16 protein-coding genes are annotated in these 18,677 nt (G+C 44.6%); 4 read left to right on the forward strand and 12 right to left on the reverse strand.

The window, feature by feature from the left end:
• Positions 1–430: 430 nt before the first annotated feature.
• The 3 genes from recQ to J7545_RS11715 all read right to left on the reverse strand — a co-directional run bounded on the left by recQ (position 431) and on the right by J7545_RS11715 (position 5,908).
• Positions 431–2,593, reverse strand: coding sequence for a DNA helicase RecQ (recQ, locus tag J7545_RS11705; RefSeq protein WP_318719587.1), 2,163 nt, complete (start codon positions 2,591–2,593; stop codon positions 431–433).
• Positions 2,594–2,758: 165 nt separating this feature from the next.
• A complete protein-coding gene (locus J7545_RS11710) occupies positions 2,759–4,393 on the reverse strand; it encodes a tetratricopeptide repeat protein (protein ID WP_318719588.1) in 1,635 nt (544 codons plus the stop codon).
• A gap of 42 nt (positions 4,394–4,435) precedes the next feature.
• Positions 4,436–5,908 (reverse strand): WD40 repeat domain-containing protein, encoded by a 1,473-nt coding sequence (locus J7545_RS11715; protein WP_318698789.1) that lies wholly within the window; start codon positions 5,906–5,908, stop codon positions 4,436–4,438.
• 233 nt (positions 5,909–6,141) lie between these two features.
• Between J7545_RS11715 and J7545_RS11720 the strand changes: the two genes are divergently transcribed.
• Entirely contained in the window at positions 6,142–6,906 is a 765-nt protein-coding gene (locus J7545_RS11720; RefSeq protein ID WP_318698790.1) for a pentapeptide repeat-containing protein, read from the forward strand.
• Between the two features lie 60 nt (positions 6,907–6,966).
• Here the strand turns inward: J7545_RS11720 and J7545_RS11725 are convergent, their stop codons facing one another.
• The 4 genes from J7545_RS11725 to J7545_RS11740 all read right to left on the reverse strand — a co-directional run bounded on the left by J7545_RS11725 (position 6,967) and on the right by J7545_RS11740 (position 10,428).
• Positions 6,967–7,599 carry a nucleotidyl transferase AbiEii/AbiGii toxin family protein gene (locus J7545_RS11725; protein ID WP_318719589.1) on the reverse strand — a complete coding sequence of 211 codons (633 nt, stop codon included), beginning with the start codon at positions 7,597–7,599 and terminating at the stop codon, positions 6,967–6,969.
• 41 nt (positions 7,600–7,640) lie between these two features.
• Entirely contained in the window at positions 7,641–8,585 is a 945-nt protein-coding gene (locus tag J7545_RS11730) for an ABC transporter ATP-binding protein (protein WP_318698792.1), read from the reverse strand.
• A 195-nt stretch (positions 8,586–8,780) separates the two neighbouring features.
• Positions 8,781–9,683, reverse strand: a complete 903-nt coding sequence (locus J7545_RS11735; protein ID WP_318698794.1) for a DUF1822 family protein — start codon at positions 9,681–9,683, stop codon at positions 8,781–8,783.
• The gene (locus J7545_RS11740) at positions 9,670–10,428 is read right to left on the reverse strand and encodes a hypothetical protein (protein ID WP_318719590.1); all 759 of its coding nucleotides are present in this window, start codon (positions 10,426–10,428) and stop codon (positions 9,670–9,672) included. The genes J7545_RS11735 and J7545_RS11740 overlap by 14 nt, the downstream gene beginning before the upstream one ends.
• A 198-nt stretch (positions 10,429–10,626) precedes the next feature.
• Between J7545_RS11740 and J7545_RS11745 the strand changes: the two genes are divergently transcribed.
• A complete protein-coding gene (locus J7545_RS11745) occupies positions 10,627–10,830 on the forward strand; it encodes a hypothetical protein (RefSeq protein WP_318698796.1) in 204 nt (67 codons plus the stop codon).
• Positions 10,831–10,955: 125 nt separating this feature from the next.
• Here the strand turns inward: J7545_RS11745 and J7545_RS11750 are convergent, their stop codons facing one another.
• The 3 genes from J7545_RS11750 to J7545_RS11760 all read right to left on the reverse strand — a co-directional run bounded on the left by J7545_RS11750 (position 10,956) and on the right by J7545_RS11760 (position 12,794).
• Positions 10,956–11,354, reverse strand: coding sequence for a DUF1499 domain-containing protein (locus J7545_RS11750; RefSeq protein WP_318698797.1), 399 nt, complete (start codon positions 11,352–11,354; stop codon positions 10,956–10,958).
• 74 nt (positions 11,355–11,428) lie between these two features.
• Positions 11,429–12,208, reverse strand: a complete 780-nt coding sequence (locus tag J7545_RS11755) for an ABC transporter permease (RefSeq protein ID WP_318698798.1) — start codon at positions 12,206–12,208, stop codon at positions 11,429–11,431.
• A 22-nt stretch (positions 12,209–12,230) separates the two neighbouring features.
• A complete protein-coding gene (locus tag J7545_RS11760) occupies positions 12,231–12,794 on the reverse strand; it encodes a GNAT family N-acetyltransferase (protein WP_318698799.1) in 564 nt (187 codons plus the stop codon).
• A gap of 81 nt (positions 12,795–12,875) precedes the next feature.
• Between J7545_RS11760 and J7545_RS11765 the strand changes: the two genes are divergently transcribed.
• Positions 12,876–14,555: an alpha/beta hydrolase gene (locus J7545_RS11765; RefSeq protein WP_318698800.1), complete on the forward strand. Its 1,680-nt coding sequence runs from the start codon at positions 12,876–12,878 to the stop codon at positions 14,553–14,555.
• A gap of 21 nt (positions 14,556–14,576) precedes the next feature.
• Here J7545_RS11765 and J7545_RS11770 read toward each other — a convergent pair whose 3' ends face one another.
• On the reverse strand, positions 14,577–15,977 hold the full coding sequence (locus J7545_RS11770) for an NACHT domain-containing protein (protein WP_318698801.1): 1,401 nt from the start codon (positions 15,975–15,977) through the stop codon (positions 14,577–14,579).
• Positions 15,978–16,038: 61 nt separating this feature from the next.
• A complete protein-coding gene (locus J7545_RS11775; RefSeq protein ID WP_318698802.1) occupies positions 16,039–16,599 on the reverse strand; it encodes a pentapeptide repeat-containing protein in 561 nt (186 codons plus the stop codon).
• A 199-nt stretch (positions 16,600–16,798) separates the two neighbouring features.
• Here J7545_RS11775 and J7545_RS11780 point away from each other — a divergent pair, with 199 nt between their 5' ends.
• Positions 16,799–18,349, forward strand: coding sequence for a SagB/ThcOx family dehydrogenase (locus J7545_RS11780; RefSeq protein WP_318698803.1), 1,551 nt, complete (start codon positions 16,799–16,801; stop codon positions 18,347–18,349).
• Positions 18,350–18,677: the final 328 nt, after the last annotated feature.

An 18,677-nucleotide genomic window follows, 5' to 3' on the forward strand; every position in this document is an offset into this window, starting at 1 on the left:
GATAAGTCATTGCGAATGGAACGAAGTGGAATGAAGCAATCGCAAAATCCCCAAATCTTGGCGATTGCTTCCCTGCGGTCGCAATGACAACTCGAATCTATGATCAACAATGTACCTCATAGCAGCGCTTCGCGCTGTATCCCCTATGGAGAGAGACATGTACTGATCTGACTGGATTTTTGAGTTTCTGTTAGGAAAAACTGTCGCGATCGCCGATAGTGCAAGAGTTCTAGAATTCAGTCAAGACAAGTGTTGTCTCAGTTTGACAGAAGAGGGATAACATTATTTCTTCATTTTCCCGAATCGCGATTTCAATTTCTTCCAGATAAGCCCAAAACAATATCATGATGGGGAATACCGCGATCGAGAAACTGTTTTATGTCAAGCTTCAACACTTCTGCCCTATTCCCTATTCCCTATTCCCTATTCCCTATTCCCTATTCCCTATTCCCTGTTGCCATTTACCGCGCACTAAGCGAATTTCATCATAAGTATAGGACTCTCCCAAGGCTTCTTTAAGCAAGGTTAAAGAGACTGCACCGCGCTTTTCTAACACTTTGATAATCTTCTCTTGTCTTTCGGGTTCGACCAAGGTATCTAAATCTACGGGTTGATTTAATTCAATTAAGTCTGATAAATGCTTAATAATAGTTGTTGTTCGTAATTCTCGGCGCTCGGCAATTTCCTTAATACTGAAGCCTTCCTGATGGAGTTCTAAGGTTACCTTTTGAGTTTCTGAGGGTTCATCACTACTGGGAGGAAGAGGCGCAGGTTCTGTAAATTCTACTAATCCTTGTTCCTGACAATATTGGCAAATTTCTGCTAGAAAGCGTTCCCCATATTGCCGTAATTTATAACTACCAACTCCAGAAACTTGGGATAAGGCAGTGAGGCTTTGGGGACGGCGTTGGGCCATTTGCATGAGGGTTGAATCAGCAAAAATCACATAGGGGGGAACGCCTTGTTCATCAGCTACTTGTTTGCGGAGTTTTCTGAGGTTTTGGAATAATAATTCGGCTTCCCTTGCTAAAGAGGAAACTTTTTGTTCTTGCTTGCGTTGCGGGGGAATGGCAATTAAAACTTGCCGTTGACGACGCATAACTGCCCAACTTTGGGGATTGAGCTTAAGGATACTGTAACCATCTGTGGTTTGACTGAGAAGTCCTTGATTGAGGAGAGATCGCCCCAACAATCGCCATTCATCCTTGCTCCGGTCTTTTCCGATACCATGGGTCGAGAGTTTGTCATGACCATTGCGTAACACTTTCTCACTCATGGAACCCCTGAGTATATCAATAATATAGGTCATGCCAAAGCGCTCTTTACATCGAGCGACACAAGAGAGGAATTTCATCGCCTCAACTGTCCAATCTTGCGTGGGTTTCGGGTTCAAACAATTATCACAACCTTGGCAATTCCCCTCTAAATGTTCGCCAAAATATCGTAAAATAATTGACCGACGACAATCCGTCGCATCAGCATAATCAATCACCTGACGTAACTGTTGACGGGCGATACGCTGTTCATTTTCATCCGTTTTCTGCTCAATAATCCAGTCAACTCGCTTCACATCCCCATAACTCAAAAACATTAAACACCGAGCGGCTTCCCCATCTCGTCCCGCGCGTCCTGCTTCTTGGTAATAACTTTCTAAACTGCGAGGAATATCGTAATGCACCACAAATCGCACATCAGGTTTATTAATTCCCATACCAAAAGCAACCGTGGCCACCATAATTTGCACATCATCCCGAATAAACCGGTTTTGGTTATTTTGACGCACTGAATCTTCTAATCCTGCATGGTAAGGAAGGGCGGAAACTCCGTCCTTTTGCAGACGTTGGGCCAACTCATTCACCTGACGACGGCTGAGACAATAGACAATTCCGGACCCCCCAGACTGAATCATTTGAAACAGTTCAGCGTAACTTTGGCGCGTTTTCGTCCGCACCTCATAGAAAAGATTGGGACGGTTAAAACTGGCTATATGCACATAGGGATGCTGGAGATGGAGTTGTTGCACAATATCTCGACGCACCCGGTCAGTTGCCGTAGCAGTGAGGGCAATAATAGGGACTTGGGGATACCAGCGCCGAAACTGGGCCATTTGCCGATATTCGGGGCGAAAATCATGACCCCATTCGGAGACACAATGGGCTTCATCGACGCTAAATGCAGAGATGCCGACCGTTTCTTGTATGCTGTCTAGAAAAGGCTGGAACCATTCGGCCATCAGGCGTTCGGGAGCGATGTAAAGGAGCTTAATTTTACCGTTGAGGATGGCAGTTTGTCGCGATCGCACTTCTTCAGCGCTCAAGGTACTATTAAGAAACGTAGCCCCAATCCCATTATCCTGCAACGCATCCACCTGGTCTTGCATCAAAGCAATGAGGGGAGAAACCACCAACGTTATCCCAGAGTGCAAGAGAGCAGGAAGCTGAAAACAGAGGGATTTTCCCCCTCCTGTGGGCATAATCACTAATACATCCTGGTTTTGCAGCGTCGTTTCAATAATGTCCTTTTGGCCCGGACGAAATCGATCGTAACCAAAATAGTGCTTGAGGGTTTCCTCTAAGGTGGAGACTGGAGACATAATCAACAGGGTAGAGGCGATCGATCTGATTTTAGCTTAACCAGAGCGAAGGAGGCAGGGCGATCGCCCTTTAGTCATCTGAGTGTTCCGACACCAGTCCTTCCCTAATAGAAACTCAGTTTAATTCAGTTGCGGTGATTCTGCCAGGGAGTGCTTCGCCCTGTCTTACTCATTTTCCCAAACCCCCCAGGCTTCGAGTTGTTCCTTAATTAAGTCCATGGGATAAACGACTCCGGTCTCACTGATGGCTGGAGTAAACAGAGTCTCGTGTTCTGTGCTACCCTCTCCCACATGGCCTAAGATAGCGACGACTTGTCGATCTTGATTGAAAATGGGGCTGCCTGCATATCCTTGGGTTAAATTCGCCTCAATTTCAATGGGTTGAGCGTTGGTATCCAAATTTCCACTAACGGTTTGCCAAGGGTTAGCGTTGAAGGGATGGCCAATTAATTCTACGTCGCGATCGCCTAATTCAGTACTGATCTCTAACGGTTGAATCGTTTCCGGAATTCCGGCAACTTCTAAAACGACTAAATTCGTGGTAGCTTCTTCTGGGGTAATATGCATGAGTTTAGCGCTGTAGCGAGGTAGAATTTCGGCTTCTGAAGGTTGGAAAAATTCCACTTGAATCTGGTCGTTTTCTAAGGAAGAAGCATGGGCTATCGCCTCTCGACTGGCGAGTACCAAGGCTCGATCCTCCATCCGTTGCACGACCCAACCCGTGCCAATATTCACACCATTGGAAATAGGGGTGATAATCCGAGCAATAGGAGCTAAAGGGGACGAGGTTTCTGGGTTCTCTGAAACCTCATTTTCATCATCTGAAGCGTTAGAGGCATCTTCTAGAGCCAATAACCGTTGGGATTCGAGCAAATTGTAGTGGGCCTGCACCCCATTCGGGTCTTGGTTGATGGCATTTTCATAGGCAGCGATCGCCTCTGCCAATTTCCCTAACTGTTGCCAAGCATAGCCCAAAGCCATATACACGCGATAATCTTCTTGTAGCTTAACGCCGACTTGGTAGACTTCCACCGCTTGTTGCCAATTTTCTTGTTGATAATAAATATCGCCCAAGGCAAAATAGGCAGAGGTTTCAAAATCATCAAGTTGTATCGCACTTTTATAGGCTTCGATCGCCTGCTCTTGCTGATTATTTTCTCGCAGGGCATTCCCTAATCCCACATAACTGGACGGATAGCGCGATCCCAGGTCAATGGCCTCATTATAAATGGCGATCGCCTCTTCCACATTGCCCAATTTCAGCAACACATCGCCCAAATCATTATAAACGGGAACAGAATCCGGCTTCAGTTTCAGAGCAATCCGAAATTGAGCGATCGCCTCCTCTAAATCCCCCAATTCAGTCAACACATTGCCCAAATTCCAATACACCCCAGGCAAATTTGGATTTAGCTCAATGGCTTGTTCATATTGAGTTTTAGCCGCTTGCAACCGATCGTCCGAACGTAGGGCATTCCCCAACCCCACATAGGCAAAAGCATAATTCGGATCGACCTCGATTGCCTTCTCATAAGCCGCGATCGCCTCTTCTAGTTTATTCTGATCTCGCAAACGATTCCCCAGCCCCAAGTAAGCGGGTGCATTATTCGGATCTTGTTCAATAACCTGTCGCCAAATCTCCTCAGCCGCTTGAAAATTTCCCGCCTTCCGTGCTTCTTCTGCTTGGCGAAACAACTCCTGTAACCCTTGTCCCCAAGCCAATTGAGGATTTAACACCATGCCAAAACTTAACAGCATTGCCCAGATTTTTATTAAACCCCGCCCCTTTTGTTGAATCATTATGGTTATTCCCCCATTTCAATCGGCAATTATTCTCCTCTTTTAAGCCACCACTCGCCAAATTTTCACGGTATGATCGAAACTTCCCGTGGCCATGGTGTCACCGTTGGCACTGATGGCTACCCCAACCACATAATTCAGATGATCGGTAAAGGTTTGCAATAAGTTGCCCGTCTGCAAATCCCATAACTTCACTGTACAATCATCACTGGCACTGGCGAGAACCTTGTTATCTGCTGTAATGATTGCCGAAGTTACAGCCGCTGTATGCTCTGAAAGCACTTGTTCTACTTCTCCGGTTTCCAAATTCCATAAGCGAATGGTCTGGTCGCTACTTCCACTGGCTAACCGTTGACCATCCGGACTAATGGCTACCGATCGCACGCGATCGCTATGGCCAGTTAACGTATACAGTAACTCTTTGCGGTCTAAATTCCACAACTTAATCGTTTGATCGTTGCTTCCCCCGCTAATTTTATCCCCTTGGCGACCGATCGCAATCGAACGAACTCCTCCGGCATAACCTGCTAACGTGCTGGTTAACTCTCCCGTTTTCCAATTCCACAGTTTAATCGTCTTATCCTCACTGCCTCCAGCCACAATTTGATTGTCGGGAGTAATAGCTACCGTCCACACTTCTCCAGAATAGCCCGCCAGGGTACTCATTAATTCCCCCGTTTTTAGATTCCAGACCTTAATCGAGCGATCGCTACTGCCACTCGCTAAAATTTCTCCATCGGCAGAAATCGCTATAGATAAGACTGAACCACTATGCCCCATCAGGGTTCTAGCCAGTTCCCCCGTTTCCCCATGCCAAACTTTAATCGTTTGGTCATTACTGCCACTTGCCACCCACTTGCCATCACTAGAAACGGCGATCGCCCGTACTGGGCCATCATGTTCCCCAGTATACATACAGGAAAAAAGTTGATAACTCTCCAGTTTAAAAGCTTCTAGAGCGGCTTGCGCTTTCACAGATCCACTACGTTTGAGTAATAAATAAGCCGCTCGCTTAACTGGAATAGATGGATCTTGTAGTGCTTCAATGATTAAATCTAACCCATCTGAGCCAATTTGAGATTGGGCTAATTCCAGCAACTCTTGAGTTTGGCTCAGTTCCTGTTGCAACCGCGTTTGAGTTTGTTGCAACTCCATCAGCGTTTCTCCCCCATCCGTCTGATTGACTAACAAAGCCTGGAGTTGGGCTGGACTAATTTCTTCTATTTGAGAATATACTTGAGACAGTTGACTTTGAAGCAGCGATCGCTCTTGGGTGGCTAACTCTAGCTGAGACTGTACTTCCCCCAGTTTGGACTGTAGCCTCACTCGCGAGGCTAATTCCCTAGCCCTAGCCCAAACCCCTTTAGCCCAGGCTAAACGTAGGCGTTCTCGTTGCAGGAGGACTTGTAGTACTTGGTTGGGAATAGACTCTGGGGTTAAATCCCAACCACAGGTTTTACAGAGTTTCGTGGTTCCTTCAATATACTCTGTACCACAAACAGGACAATTGGTCACAGACCCTCCCTCAGCGATCAGCAACAGGACAAACAGTTAAATCTTACATTCGGGGCCCATAAACCCCACCTTTGAGAAGTGAGCTTCAAAAGCCAACCTCCTCTCATTTAAAATAAAGACCTCTCATCTGGCAAGCCTTTAGGTTCCTATACAACCTGACCTTCTCACAATCCGTAGGAAAGGACACCTGGAAGAAAATCCATCTACTCCTTAGTTCATCTGTCATCCCTGTTATGGCCAATCCAGAACATTTCGCTTTACTTCATGAAGGAATAGACACTTGGAATGCTTGGCGCAAGAGTCATCCTGAAATTGTACCGGATCTCAGGGGGGCAACCTTGAAAGAAGGGAATTTTAATGGCATTAATTGGAGTGGAACCCATTTGGAAGAGGTTAATTTAAGGGGGGCATTTTTGAGTAAAGCTGATTTAAAAGGAGCGATGGTTCGCCATGCATGTCTGAGTGGAATTAATTTAAGTGATTCAGATTTAAGTTATGCTAATTTGAGTGGATCATTGCTCAATCAAGCTAATCTCAGACGGGTAAATTTGAGTTATGGGATGTTAAGACGAAGTGACTTAAGCCAATCTTTTTTCACTCAAGCTAATTTATCCCATGCTAATTTGTTTGAGAGTAATTTAATGGGTGCATTCTTGAATCAAGTTGATTTTTCTCATGCTAACTTGGTCGCTGTAGATTTAACTCAAGCGTTCTTAAATCAGGCAAATTTAACCGCAGCCGAGTTATTTCAAGCTGACTTAGAGCGAGCCTTTTTAAGTGAATCTCTGCTGTGTCGAGCTAATCTTTCTAAGGCCAATCTTTACCGCGCTGATTTAAGTGATGCCAATTTACGCGAAGCCGATTTCACCCGATCCAATGTCCAGGATGTTACTTGGAAAGGTGCGATTCTAACTCATACAGAGTTTAATCACACCAAAGGGATTCCCATACATTTGCGCTTTGATTTTAAGAATTTAGGGGCTTTGTTTCTAGATTAAGTAAAGAGGTAATTATACAATAATCTCATGAATTCCGGTACGGTCAATGGGATCGCTGTGCTAAAACTCATCATCTTCATCTTCTGCCTCAATCTTCATATTCACCATTTCTCGCCATAATGACACCACTGACTCCTCAACACCTACTGCCATTAACCCCTCTAAAACATCTCCCAACTCCACCTTCAATTCTGGAAAGGTCAACAACAACAATGCCAAATCTCGCCAGTCTGTCCCCGCCTTGGGCTTACCTCGTCGCTGATGGTAAGAAATAACCTTACTCACCACCAACTCCACGGGAGCTATGACCAATACTTGTTCAATACAACGGTGAGCCGGTAAGACTTCCACCTGCCGAATATCAACCAAATGGCGGTTTCCAGTCTTCTGCACTTGGTATAAGCGATAGCCTTGCCCTTCCTTTACCTTTCGTACCCGAACAGCAATGTAAAAGCGATCGCTCAAATATTTGCGTAACTCCTCTGCCAGTTCTGCTGCTTGTGGAGACAACATATCAATGTCCTGAGTCATGCGAGGCTCACCTACATACGCATTCACTGCCTGCGCTCCAAAAACGACTACATCTTGACGATCTCGTAAAAAATCAAATACTGCACCCTGTAATATTGCTAATGGAAAAGACTCACGATTCATAAACTCTTGAAAGCTCAAGGCATCTGCACTGAGTACCATAACACTGTGTTTACTCACTATCTTCTCAATGATAAATCCTATTACTCATTACGAGCGCTACGCGCTCCAATTTTTGATTGGAAAAATTCTTCTAAGGACTGACGCGCTAATTTTAATTCCAGTAATTCGGCATCCATTAACCGCAAACTGGCGATAAAATCATAGGGATTGCCTTGAACTTCACCGATCCAACAACCGCGATCGAACGAGAGATTAGGAATCCAGCGCTTAATAACTTCTAATGATCCTCCTTTCCCTCGTGCTTGGTAGGATTGCACATGACCTAATAATTCATCTAATGAACCACAACAAATTAAGTCACCTTGGGATAAAATGGCAATGCGATCGCACACCTGTTCCACATCCGATAAAATATGGGAGTTAAAGAACAGGGTTTTGCCTTGTTTTTTCAGGGATAAAATAATTTCACGAATCTGATAGCGGCCGATGGGATCTAACCCGGACATGGGTTCATCGAGAAAGACAACTTCTGGATCGTTGATTAAGGCTTGGGCAAACCCAATGCGCTGTTTCATTCCCTTGGAATATTGGCGAAGTTGTTTATTTTTTGCCGTTTTAATATCTAATCCAACTTGCTCTAAGAGTTCGGGGATACGAGAGCGAGTAACTGTTGTGGGGATTTGAAATAAACCGGCGGTGAAGTGCAAAAATTCCCAACCTGTGAGATAATCGTAATAGTAGGCGTTTTCAGGCAAATAGCCGATCCGTTGCTTGATGTGGCGATCGCCTAACGGACGACCCAACAGAACGCCCCGTCCAGAAGTAGGCTGTACAATTCCCAGTAATGTTTTCAGTAGTGTCGTTTTCCCTGCACCATTGGGGCCGAGCAAACCAAAAGTTTCGCCAGGATACACCTTCAGAGAGCAAGATTTGAGGGATTGAATTTTCTGGTTTAACCAAAACCCCGTCCGGTAAACCTTACTCAAATCCCAGGTTCCAATCACACAAGTGGTTTCTTCAGTCATAGGTCAACTCACGAGGTAATACAGCGCTTTCCGCTTCGCAGACATAAAACGCGCGGCAGAAAGGTAATCGGTAATGGGTAATGGGAAAAGCATGGTTAAGCCTTTTCCTGAATGTCCCACTGCTTTGGACTGACTACCTCCCATTACCCCCATTCCTGATGACCCATTACTTTGTACCAGGGTCTAGCACTCAATCTAAATCATAAACCATTCAGTCAGACTAATCTCCCCAAGAACAACCTTGACTGAAAAGCGATCGCCACGTTCAGCACTAAAATCGAGTTGCATAGATTTCGTCCTTCGAGAGGAGGCTTGCATGACGACCTCATCTCGATCGTCTAAAATGGATAATTGCAGATCTGGGGGTAAATGAGATTGGCTTCCCAGGGGATAGACTTGAACAGAAATATCAAATTCTTCATTCGCCATCGGATGAATACCCATGAATAATCCGATTGGCTTACCTTTGGGGTCTAATTGTAGCTTTTTTCCTCGTTCACAGAGGGTAGGGGCAGAAGCGGTAGCACTGGGACTTCTAAAATTTAAGGTCAATTGAGGTTCAGAGGTTGAGAATAATTCCCTCCAAGTAAACCAACCGGATTCAACAATGTTGTCTAACCATTGACTGAGCATCACAGGATGCAAGTGTTCCAAGAGGGTATCCAGGGGATAAAATTCAGTTAATGGGACTTCTGAGTAATAGACATGAGGTAGATATCCAATAAGTGTGGCTTCTGTAAGGTCTGAGTTGAGTTGAATGGCAATATAGGCTAGGCGATCGCCCCAAGTATCTGGAGGAATAACACACCTAGATTCTCCCGGTAAAACGGGACGACATTCGACCCGACCTTTGCCCTCAATCCATAAGTTAGCACTATTAGAAAGCGATTGTAAAATCGGGTTACTACTGTCAGAGGCTTCCCAATTAGGAGCGAGATCAAACCATTGTAAGTAGGTTTTGACCGCCTGAATGGCTAACGTATTCAGATAAACCTGTTTCGCCTTACGGGGATCGGCTTGATTTTGGGAGCATATGGATGCCTGTTCATGGGCAGTCAGGGTTAAGGGAATTGCGATCGTAGGATTAGTTTTCATCATCGTTTGAGTTGGGGATAGGTTGGGACAAAATGTAGGTTTGAATTGGGTCAGAAAACTTAGCTAAACACCGGTGATAAAACCGATTTAGTGTTGCTAGGGGAATTCCCAATTGATCGGCCGTTTCTTGCCAGGAGTAACCTTCAATTATTCTCAGGGCTAAAAACTGAAAATTAGCAGAGGGTTTTCCCATCACGTGCGTCTTCTGAAAGAGTCCGTCTGGATCGACACGAATCGATGCAACCACCTGTTCCGAGACTAAGGGCATTCGTTCTGGATAGATTTGTTCTAAAGTGACGGGATTTTCGGCTTGATTAAACTGTTTTTCTAAGTCATCAATGCTGAGTCTTTGCACGCCCCTGGGAATGCTTTGCAAAACCCAACGAGAAGCTTCAATGAAAAATCGTTTTTCTAAGAGATAATTTGCCCATTGCAAGACTTCACCTTTATCCGGATCGTAATCATCAATCCGGTGGCAAAGATGGTAAAACAGTTGCTGTTTAGCTTCTGCATAAATCTCTGCATAGTGGTTCTTAAATTGATTACGCCTGGGTCTGGCTAGTTGATTGGAATCGATCAGAGTTCGGATCAGTTGTTCCAAAAGCTGCTTCCGGTGCAGGCTTCCAGGAGGATGTTGTTTGGCGGTGATCGCCAAGGCTTTCAACGTTTGGTCTAACTCTGTTAAGTCTGGTAACTCTGCCATGCCTTCCGTACTAATGAGAGAACCTCTAAGGATAAGGTGCTGCATGACACCTCTATAGGGTTCTCAGTTTTTTCGGGCGGTTTTTATGCGGACTTTACAAAAATTTACATTTCCATGACTCAATATTACGTTTTGTTACAATTCCTGCCAGTTTTGCATAAAATCCTAGGGATTTTTCTGAGAGATCTAATGAAGGCCTCATTAAGCTTTCCAGGTTTTGGTGTTCTCTAGGAGTCCCGTCCGATGATTTTGATTCGCGATCTTGTCAAGCAAACCCTGATGACTGGATATCTCTCACGCACGACTGAAGAGCAACTTCGATATCTTCTCCAATGTACGCACTACGGAATTGAAGATGTTCAAGCCTTTTACCAACTCCAACGGGGAGTCTTAATTGGGAGTGTTACACAAGAGTCTCGTAGTGCGTTCTATAGCACTACGTGCTGATAATGGGTAACGATAATGGGTAATGGGAGAGATATACCCTTAACAAGGGGCTGAGGGCCCCTTGTCTCCCAAGGATCCATGGATGGTTCAGGTTAAACAGAAATGCCCTCAAGTGTGATTGAGCTTTAAGTAAACAAGCTGCGAATCTCTTCAATACGTTTGCGGTTGACCCCTAAATCTGATTGGCCTAACCGAGAAGCGGATCTCACCTGGATAACTTGGGCCGTTTGATCCAGATAAAATTCCACATCATCGACATATCCCATAAGCTGGCTGGTAAACTCAGCATAAAGATAATTCTCTGATTCAGTAATCATGGCAGTTCGGGGCATTTTCTGGATAATTGATTTCAGTTTATTGAGAGCTTCTGACGGAGTGCCCGCATAGGAGAATGGTTGAATATAATGTTGAGTATCTGTGGTTTGACATTGGCTACAAACACAATTGGGAGAAGATGGACAAGGGGCAAGTTTTCCCTCTTTAACACCTAGATTAGTGGGCCGTTTTCCAGCAAATGAGAACATAAAATTAAAAAAGATGATTCCATGCAGACAACTTAGGTATGCTACCATTCCAGGAATAACTTTTAATTTTTGATTTAACTAGAGGCACTGGTATAGTAACGTAAAGCAAATTTCCAGAAGACATTGGAGAGGATTAATAAGGCGATCGCCAGCAGCAAAGAACCGATGAACCACGTCATGTCGATCTCCCCTAACAATGCTTGGGCGGGAACAGTCGTTAAAAAGGCAACAGGAACCACAAAGGTAAAGAAAACTCGATAGGCAATGGGATAAGCGATAACTGGATAACGTCCAGCATCTAAAAGCGCTCTGAGTACTTCTGTAATATTATAAATCTTGACAAACCAGACGCTAGTTGTACCTAGAAGAAACCACAGGCTATAAAGAATTAAAATACCGAAAAATAGGGGAAATAAGCCTAAAATAAAGTCAGAGATGACTAAATTGAGCCGATTACCCGCATAAAGAATAACCCCTAATCCGAAAGCTACATCGGGTAATCCCCAAGGGGAAATCATCCGTGTCGAGAGCCAAAATTGGGTGCTAATGGGTTTGAGTAGCACAAAATCTAGGGTTCCTTTTTCCACCTGGTCTACAATGCGATTGAGATTAGGCGCAAGAAAGGCATTAGAAATACCTTGCAGCAGGGTAAAAAATCCCATTACCAATAAAGCTCGTTCCCATGACCAACCGTCAAAGGTATAACCGGTTCGATAAAATAAAAACAGCCCAAAGATTCCACCCACAAGATTACCCAGACTGGTGAGGGTGGCAATGGCAAAATTTAGGCGGTATTCAAGTTCAGCCGCAATGGAGGTCGTCCAAAACAACTGAAGTAGCTTAAAATGTTGCATTACTTAATCGATTTTAATCGCTTTAAATTTCGCGGTAAATGATTGTTCTTTGACAAGATTTGAGATTCAGAAACTCTTCATCATCGATCGCTCCAATAATTGAGAATCCTTGCTGATGATGAAAGTTGAGCGAACGATGATTGGTGATGGGTTGGGTGACAATAAACCCGGATAAGACTGAACCGGGAAGAGTTTTATAAAGAAACCGATACAGAGACTGGGCAACTCCTTTTCCTGTCCAACCTGGTTTAGTGACTAAGACTTGGATGTAGTAATGGCGATCGCTCATGAGGCGATCGCTATAATCTTCTCCTGTCCAGCGAATAGTCTCCAAGATCTGGGGTGTAATTTCCGGTTGCGAAAGCGCCACCAAGCCCACAATTTCCGCTTGCTCCTCTGGTGCTAAAGTGGCTAAAAAATAACGAGTTCCCTGCTTCATATGCTCATGAACTTGCTCCTGGGTAATTTCTGCCAGTAAGAAACCTCCACTAGAATCACGGATCTGAGTGCGAGATTGGGAACTATGAAGGTCAGCAATCGCTTGAATATCAGAAGTCTGGGCTTCTCGGATGTGAAAATGATTCATAACCCTATTATACGAAGGTTATTTACTGTATGACACTTAAAGTACTTTAGCATATCATTGAATGGTGTTGAGGAGGAAGCCATGAAGATTGAGTCAGTCCTAATGAGAACTATTTATGGATTATCTCTATTGGTATTAAGTTTATTTCCCTGGTCACAAAGACCAGCCAGAAGTGCAGAGAAGATGTATTTTCCCTATGGTCCTTTAGAATTTGCAATGTCGGTAGATGCTCTCGATACGTTTGCAAAAACGGGAGAAATTACCCCAGATTTCAAGTTTTATGCCCAATTTCTGGAACCCGAAGATCTTCAAGAGTTACAATTATTACTACAACAAAAGTTTAATTTAAGTCCGGTAGCAGTTTCTCAGATGACCTATACTGCTATGGGAGAAGAAGTTTTGAAACGCTTAGGATATTTGGTACAAACTCAAAAGCGTCAAAATGGGTTTTATGCGCTCAGATCTGCCTTAATCTTAGCTGCCGATGATCCAGAAGGATTAACGTTAGTCAACATTATGCGTTATTTTCCCAGTCAAGGGATTCGGATTAATACTGGCGTTGTTTTTGAATTGCAGAACCTATTAAGCACGTTTTTTCAGTATCGAGATTCTACGGTACAAACGATTATTGAACAAGCAAAGGCGGAGTCGACTTTAAATCCGATTTCTGAGAGTCTATCGGATATCCTAAAACCTGGCCCCTTCAGGGTTCGCGAACAAAATTTAATTGTCAAAACCCGAGATTTTTTAGAGTCAGATATCGATCTCTATTTACCGGAAAATCAAGATCAACCGGTTCCTTTAATTGTCATTTCCCATGGATTTGGATCCACACGGAGCAATTTTGTTTACTTAGCTGAATATCTTGCCTCCTATGGATTTTCTGTTGCTATTCCTGAACATATTGGCTCTAATTTAGCATATCGCCAAGCTCTCTTGGAAGGGTTGTTGAATACAGAGATTTATCCGAATGAATTTGTCGATCGCCCCTATGATATTAAACTCTTGTTAGATAAGTTGGAAAAGTTACAAACTGAAGGGGTGACTTGGGCTAAGGGAATTAATGTTCAAAATGTGGGCATTTTAGGTCACTCCTTGGGCGCAACTACGGCCTTGTCTTTGGCAGGAGCAGAGTTAAATCGAGAACGTATGCGCCAGGAATGTACTTTGGATAATCCCATGCTAAATGTATCAGTACTTTTGCAATGTCGAGCTAATGAGGTCAATCAGGATGAGCAACAGTTACACGATCCTCGCGTTCGAGCGGCGATCGCCGTTTATCCTCTCAGCAGTGTGATTTTTGGCCCAGAACAAATTGGCAAAATTGATGTGCCTACCCTACTGATGGCTAGTAGTCATGATGTGGTTACTCCTGTGGTGACTGAACAAATTTATCCCTTTTTCTGGCTGAAACACCCAGAAAAATATCTGGCATTAATGGTTCCAGGGAGCCATTTTTCCGTTAGTGCCCCCACCGAAAACAATAATCCCTTTACCACAGAATCTGCTCAAGAAAAACCCAGAGATAATACTGTGGGCATTAATGCCATGAAGAGCTTAAGTTTAGCCTTCTTGAAAGTCTATCTAGCTCAAGATGATTCCTATTTACCCTATCTGAGTGCCAGTTATGCCCAAACTCTGAGTGCAGATACCCTACAACTGAATTTAATCCAGTCCTTAGACGCTGAACAATTAGAGCAAACCTATGGACAAGAATTCCCCATTCCAGTAGTGGAGCCTATCAGTCAAAGTAATGAGTAATAAGAGAGAATCTTCTAAGGTTTAGAGCTTAAATTCTTCAATTTGGGCAAAATGTTCCTGAATCAGTTGATGGGGAAATTGATAGCGATCGCCAATTTTTTGAATCAACCCCTTACTGCTGGCATAATTCAGAAAGCGCTGATTGTCCCAAGGCATCAGATCCTCGCGATAGAGCTGATATCGCAGCATAAATTTCCGCAATGACGACAAGCTAATTAAAATCCCCAGTCCTGCCAAAACAGTGCCCAGAATTAAGCTTATCATTAACCCTAATCCTAATCCTTCAACTAAAGCAGCAATAATCACCCCACAAATTGCGCCAAATAACAAAGCTGTCGCTATACCTACTCCAATGTGGTAATGCCGATTTTGTTCCGGGGCTTGGAAATAGCCAGCATTCACATCCACGCTCGCAAAATTGGTACGATTTTCCTTTTGCATCCATTTGGCTAAAGCAATCAACCAATGTTTGGTCTCTTCTGGTTTGGGTCGTTGCTCGGAACGATACCACTGCCGTTCGTCAGAGGGGAGGTCTTGGGCTAACAAACGACGTAGATAGGCATTGAAGAGATAGCGATATTGCTGCTCCGAGTCGGAAATTCTCGCCCAAGCATGGATTAAAATTTCTTCATCCGCTAGGGTCATTAAGTTCAAAAAAAGAGGAGTTGTAGCTAATGACATGAGTCCCTTGTATTCGTGTAAACTATGCCACAGCTCTCGACTTCTGGCTTGAAATAAATAGTCTTTAATCTGTGTGGGATTGAGGGGTTTTAACCAAACAGCTCCCTGAAGTTTTAGCCGAGTAGGACAGCGCTTATAGGAATCAATTCTTGAGCCTAGGATGAGATGGAGAGACTGTTGGGTATTGGCTCGGAGTTCTTTAATCGCTTGTAGGGTTTGATTTTGACGATCAAACGATAGGGTATCTAGATTATCTAAGATGACGAGAATTTGCCCTTGAAACAACCATTTCTTCGCAACTTTACGAGGTAATTCATAGTTCAGAAAACTTTGCTCTATCAACCAAGCGCTTAAGGTATATTTATACCATTGGGATAAATCAAACAGTAGGGGAATCGGTTGATGGTTATAGGTTTGAGCGCGGGCAATCGCTTCATCTGCCAATTCTAATAACGTGGTGGTTTTCCCGCTACCAATATTGCCGAGAACGACCCAAACGCCCCCCGTCTGATCGAACAGGTTAAAGGGGCTGGTGCTTGGATCTAATTGGGTGGTGGGTGAACCACTCAGTTTCACCTGAATATCCCCCGGCCGTCCGACTCCTAATGGGTTCGGTTCATTACTCAAAGCAGTGAGTACCTGATGATGTAAAGATTGACTCAAATGCGCCTGGACATCATGGCGTACCCTAAGAAGGAGCTTGTGTCGAATCCGAGTCTGCTGGCGATCGCCAAAAGTCATGATCAATTAACAATGGGTCTTGGTTGGTTATCCTAAATCATCGTCAACCTTTAAGCTACCGTCAAGAATCTGGATTTGAGTCTCGATCTTCCCCTAGGGGCCGATGACCATCGGGTAGTACTGTCGTTAGATCGACAATGGCATCTGTCAGATCTGCACCTTGCGATCGAAATAAATCGCACCGTTGCAAACTAGCCTGCTGGAATTGAGCCGACTTTAGTTTTGCCCCTCGAAGGTTAACCGCGTAAAGATTTGCCTCCTCTAGATTGGCATAGGATAAATCTGCATTTTGCAGGTTAGCATAGGATAGATCTGCGCCTCTTAAATCTGCATAACGAAGATTAGCCCGAGACAAATTTGCCGATCGCAGTCGAGCATGGGATAAATTAGCCCCATGAAGTTGAGTATCGCTCAATAAGCTCCCTTCTAAATCCACATCAGCTAAATTCCCTTGACTTAGATTGCTATAGGGCAGGTAAGCTTGAGTTAAGTTACTCCCTTGAAAATTAATTTTCCTTAAGTCGGCATCAAACAAGTTCAGTTGCACTCCCTCAATTCCTTCAAAATCCCGTCTTCCCTGTGCATATTGTTTGAGTAGAGCCTCTGAGCTGATTTTCTCCATTTTGCTTGTTATCTTGGAAACAGTCTGTGATTTACTGCTTGATGCCAAGCAGTCCTAAATGATAAGTAAAAATGCTTATTAAATGGCTAAAATAACCTACCCTGTTTTTGTGCGAATTTTAGGGTTTCATAACTTTTTTTTAAGATTTGTAACGTAAGAGCCATTATCTGTTTAACATTATCTTCATCTGCAACGGCCCATGTCTCAACTCAACTCTCCTTCCCACTCGATCGCTCAACACTATCATCAACGCACCAAATACGACCCAGACACGATTGGTCAGAAAAGTCAAGGACTCAACTGGGAAGATCAACCCATTCCCTTCAAAGAGTACAAACTAGGAACCTCTATTGACCTCAAGCCCTATCTGAGTCCCGATAGCCGTGAGCAAGACTGGCAAAACTTATCCCGCTTTCTCCTGTGTAGCTATGGCATTACGGCTAGGGTTCCCACCCTCATGGGCGAATCCTTCTACCTGCGTTCGGCTCCTTCTGCAGGAGGATTATATCCAGCCGAAGTTTATCTGATCTCCCAAGGTACATCCCTACTCAAACCCGGACTCTACAACTATCAATGCAAAACCCATAGTCTCCTCCACTATTGGGAGAACCCAGTTTGGGAAGGTCTAAAAACGGCCTGTTTTAACCATCCTGTCCTCAACCAAACTTCGGTGGCGATCGCCCTAACTGCCGTCTTTTACCGCTCTTCCTGGCGCTATCAAGACCGCGCCTACCGCCGAATATGCCTGGATAGCGGCCATCTCTTAGGCAACCTTGAACTTGCTGGAGCGATGTATGGATATCGCCCCTATCTTATTGGTGGATTCACCGACGATCTGATCGATGAACTGCTCTATCTCAATCCGGAAACAGAAGGAACCCTCGCCATTCTGCCCCTAGTCCCCTACACTAAACCAGACATTCCGCCACCGTCTCCTCCCAGCGCTCTGCCCTCGGAGACACAAACCGACTATCCTACCCTTCCGGAAGGAAAGCTGTTGGAATACCTGCACAAAAATACCCGCATCCCTGCCAACCCTCTTCCCAAACCCGATCCTACCCCCCTAGACTCAGAGGATAAATACAATTTTCCTTTTTGCTTAAAAGTTTCCACCACAAGCCGACCTCTCAACTTGGGAGACTTAGGGAGTACGCCCCCTCGGGCTACAGAGGAAGCTCCTTCCCTAGAAAATACAATCCTCCAGCGTCGTTCTACCCGTTCGTATACAGGCGCTGACTTATCCTTAGCTGAATTACGGGCGCTTTTAGACTTTACATATCAACCCCAAAACTATCAAGACCAGTATCTCGATCCCACTCCGGACTATTTCGACCTCAGCTTATTAGAAACCTTTCTCGCTGTTTCTGGAGTGAATGGATTAGAAGAAGGATGTTATTATTATGCTCCCAGAGCGCAAGAACTGCGGCAAATTCGATTTAAGAACTTTCGCCGAGAGCTACATTATTTGTGTTTGGGACAAGATTTAGGTCGAGATGCCGCCGCAATTATTGTTCACACTGCTGACTTAGGGAAAGCGGTGGCTAAATATGGCGATCGCGTTTATCGTTATCTCCATATGGATGCCGGTCATCTTGGACAACGGGTTAACCTAGCTGCCATTCACCTCGGCTTAGGAGTCAGTGGGATTGGTGGTTTTTTCGACGATCGGGTCAATGAAGTGCTGGGAATTCCTGTCGATGAGGCTGTCATCTATATCACTACCCTAGGTCGTCCGCGCCGGTCGGGGTAACTCATATCCAATTCTGAGAGGTTTCCTACAGTTGACTGACACTTCAGACGTGAAGGATTGCCATCTTTAGCTAGATTCACCTGAGTTCGGGATAAGGGGAGAAGGAACAATGAGGATTGGTTGGGCTTGATTGTGAGATCTCTTTGGGGGACTAGTCCCCCAAACCCCCTACTGGGGAACGAGAGCCTTCCCCAGACCCCTCGCGTAAGGAGTGGTGGCTCGGAGCGCACACTCGATTGACTCGATCTGATGCCAGTAACGTTCAATGAGTCGCTCCCTCGTATAGGAGCGCACTCTTAGGAAAGAGTCGCTGTTTATCCCGAATTCA

It is taken from the genome of Roseofilum sp. SBFL (genome assembly GCF_017746885.1).
Lineage (GTDB): Bacteria > Cyanobacteriota > Cyanobacteriia > Cyanobacteriales > Desertifilaceae > Roseofilum.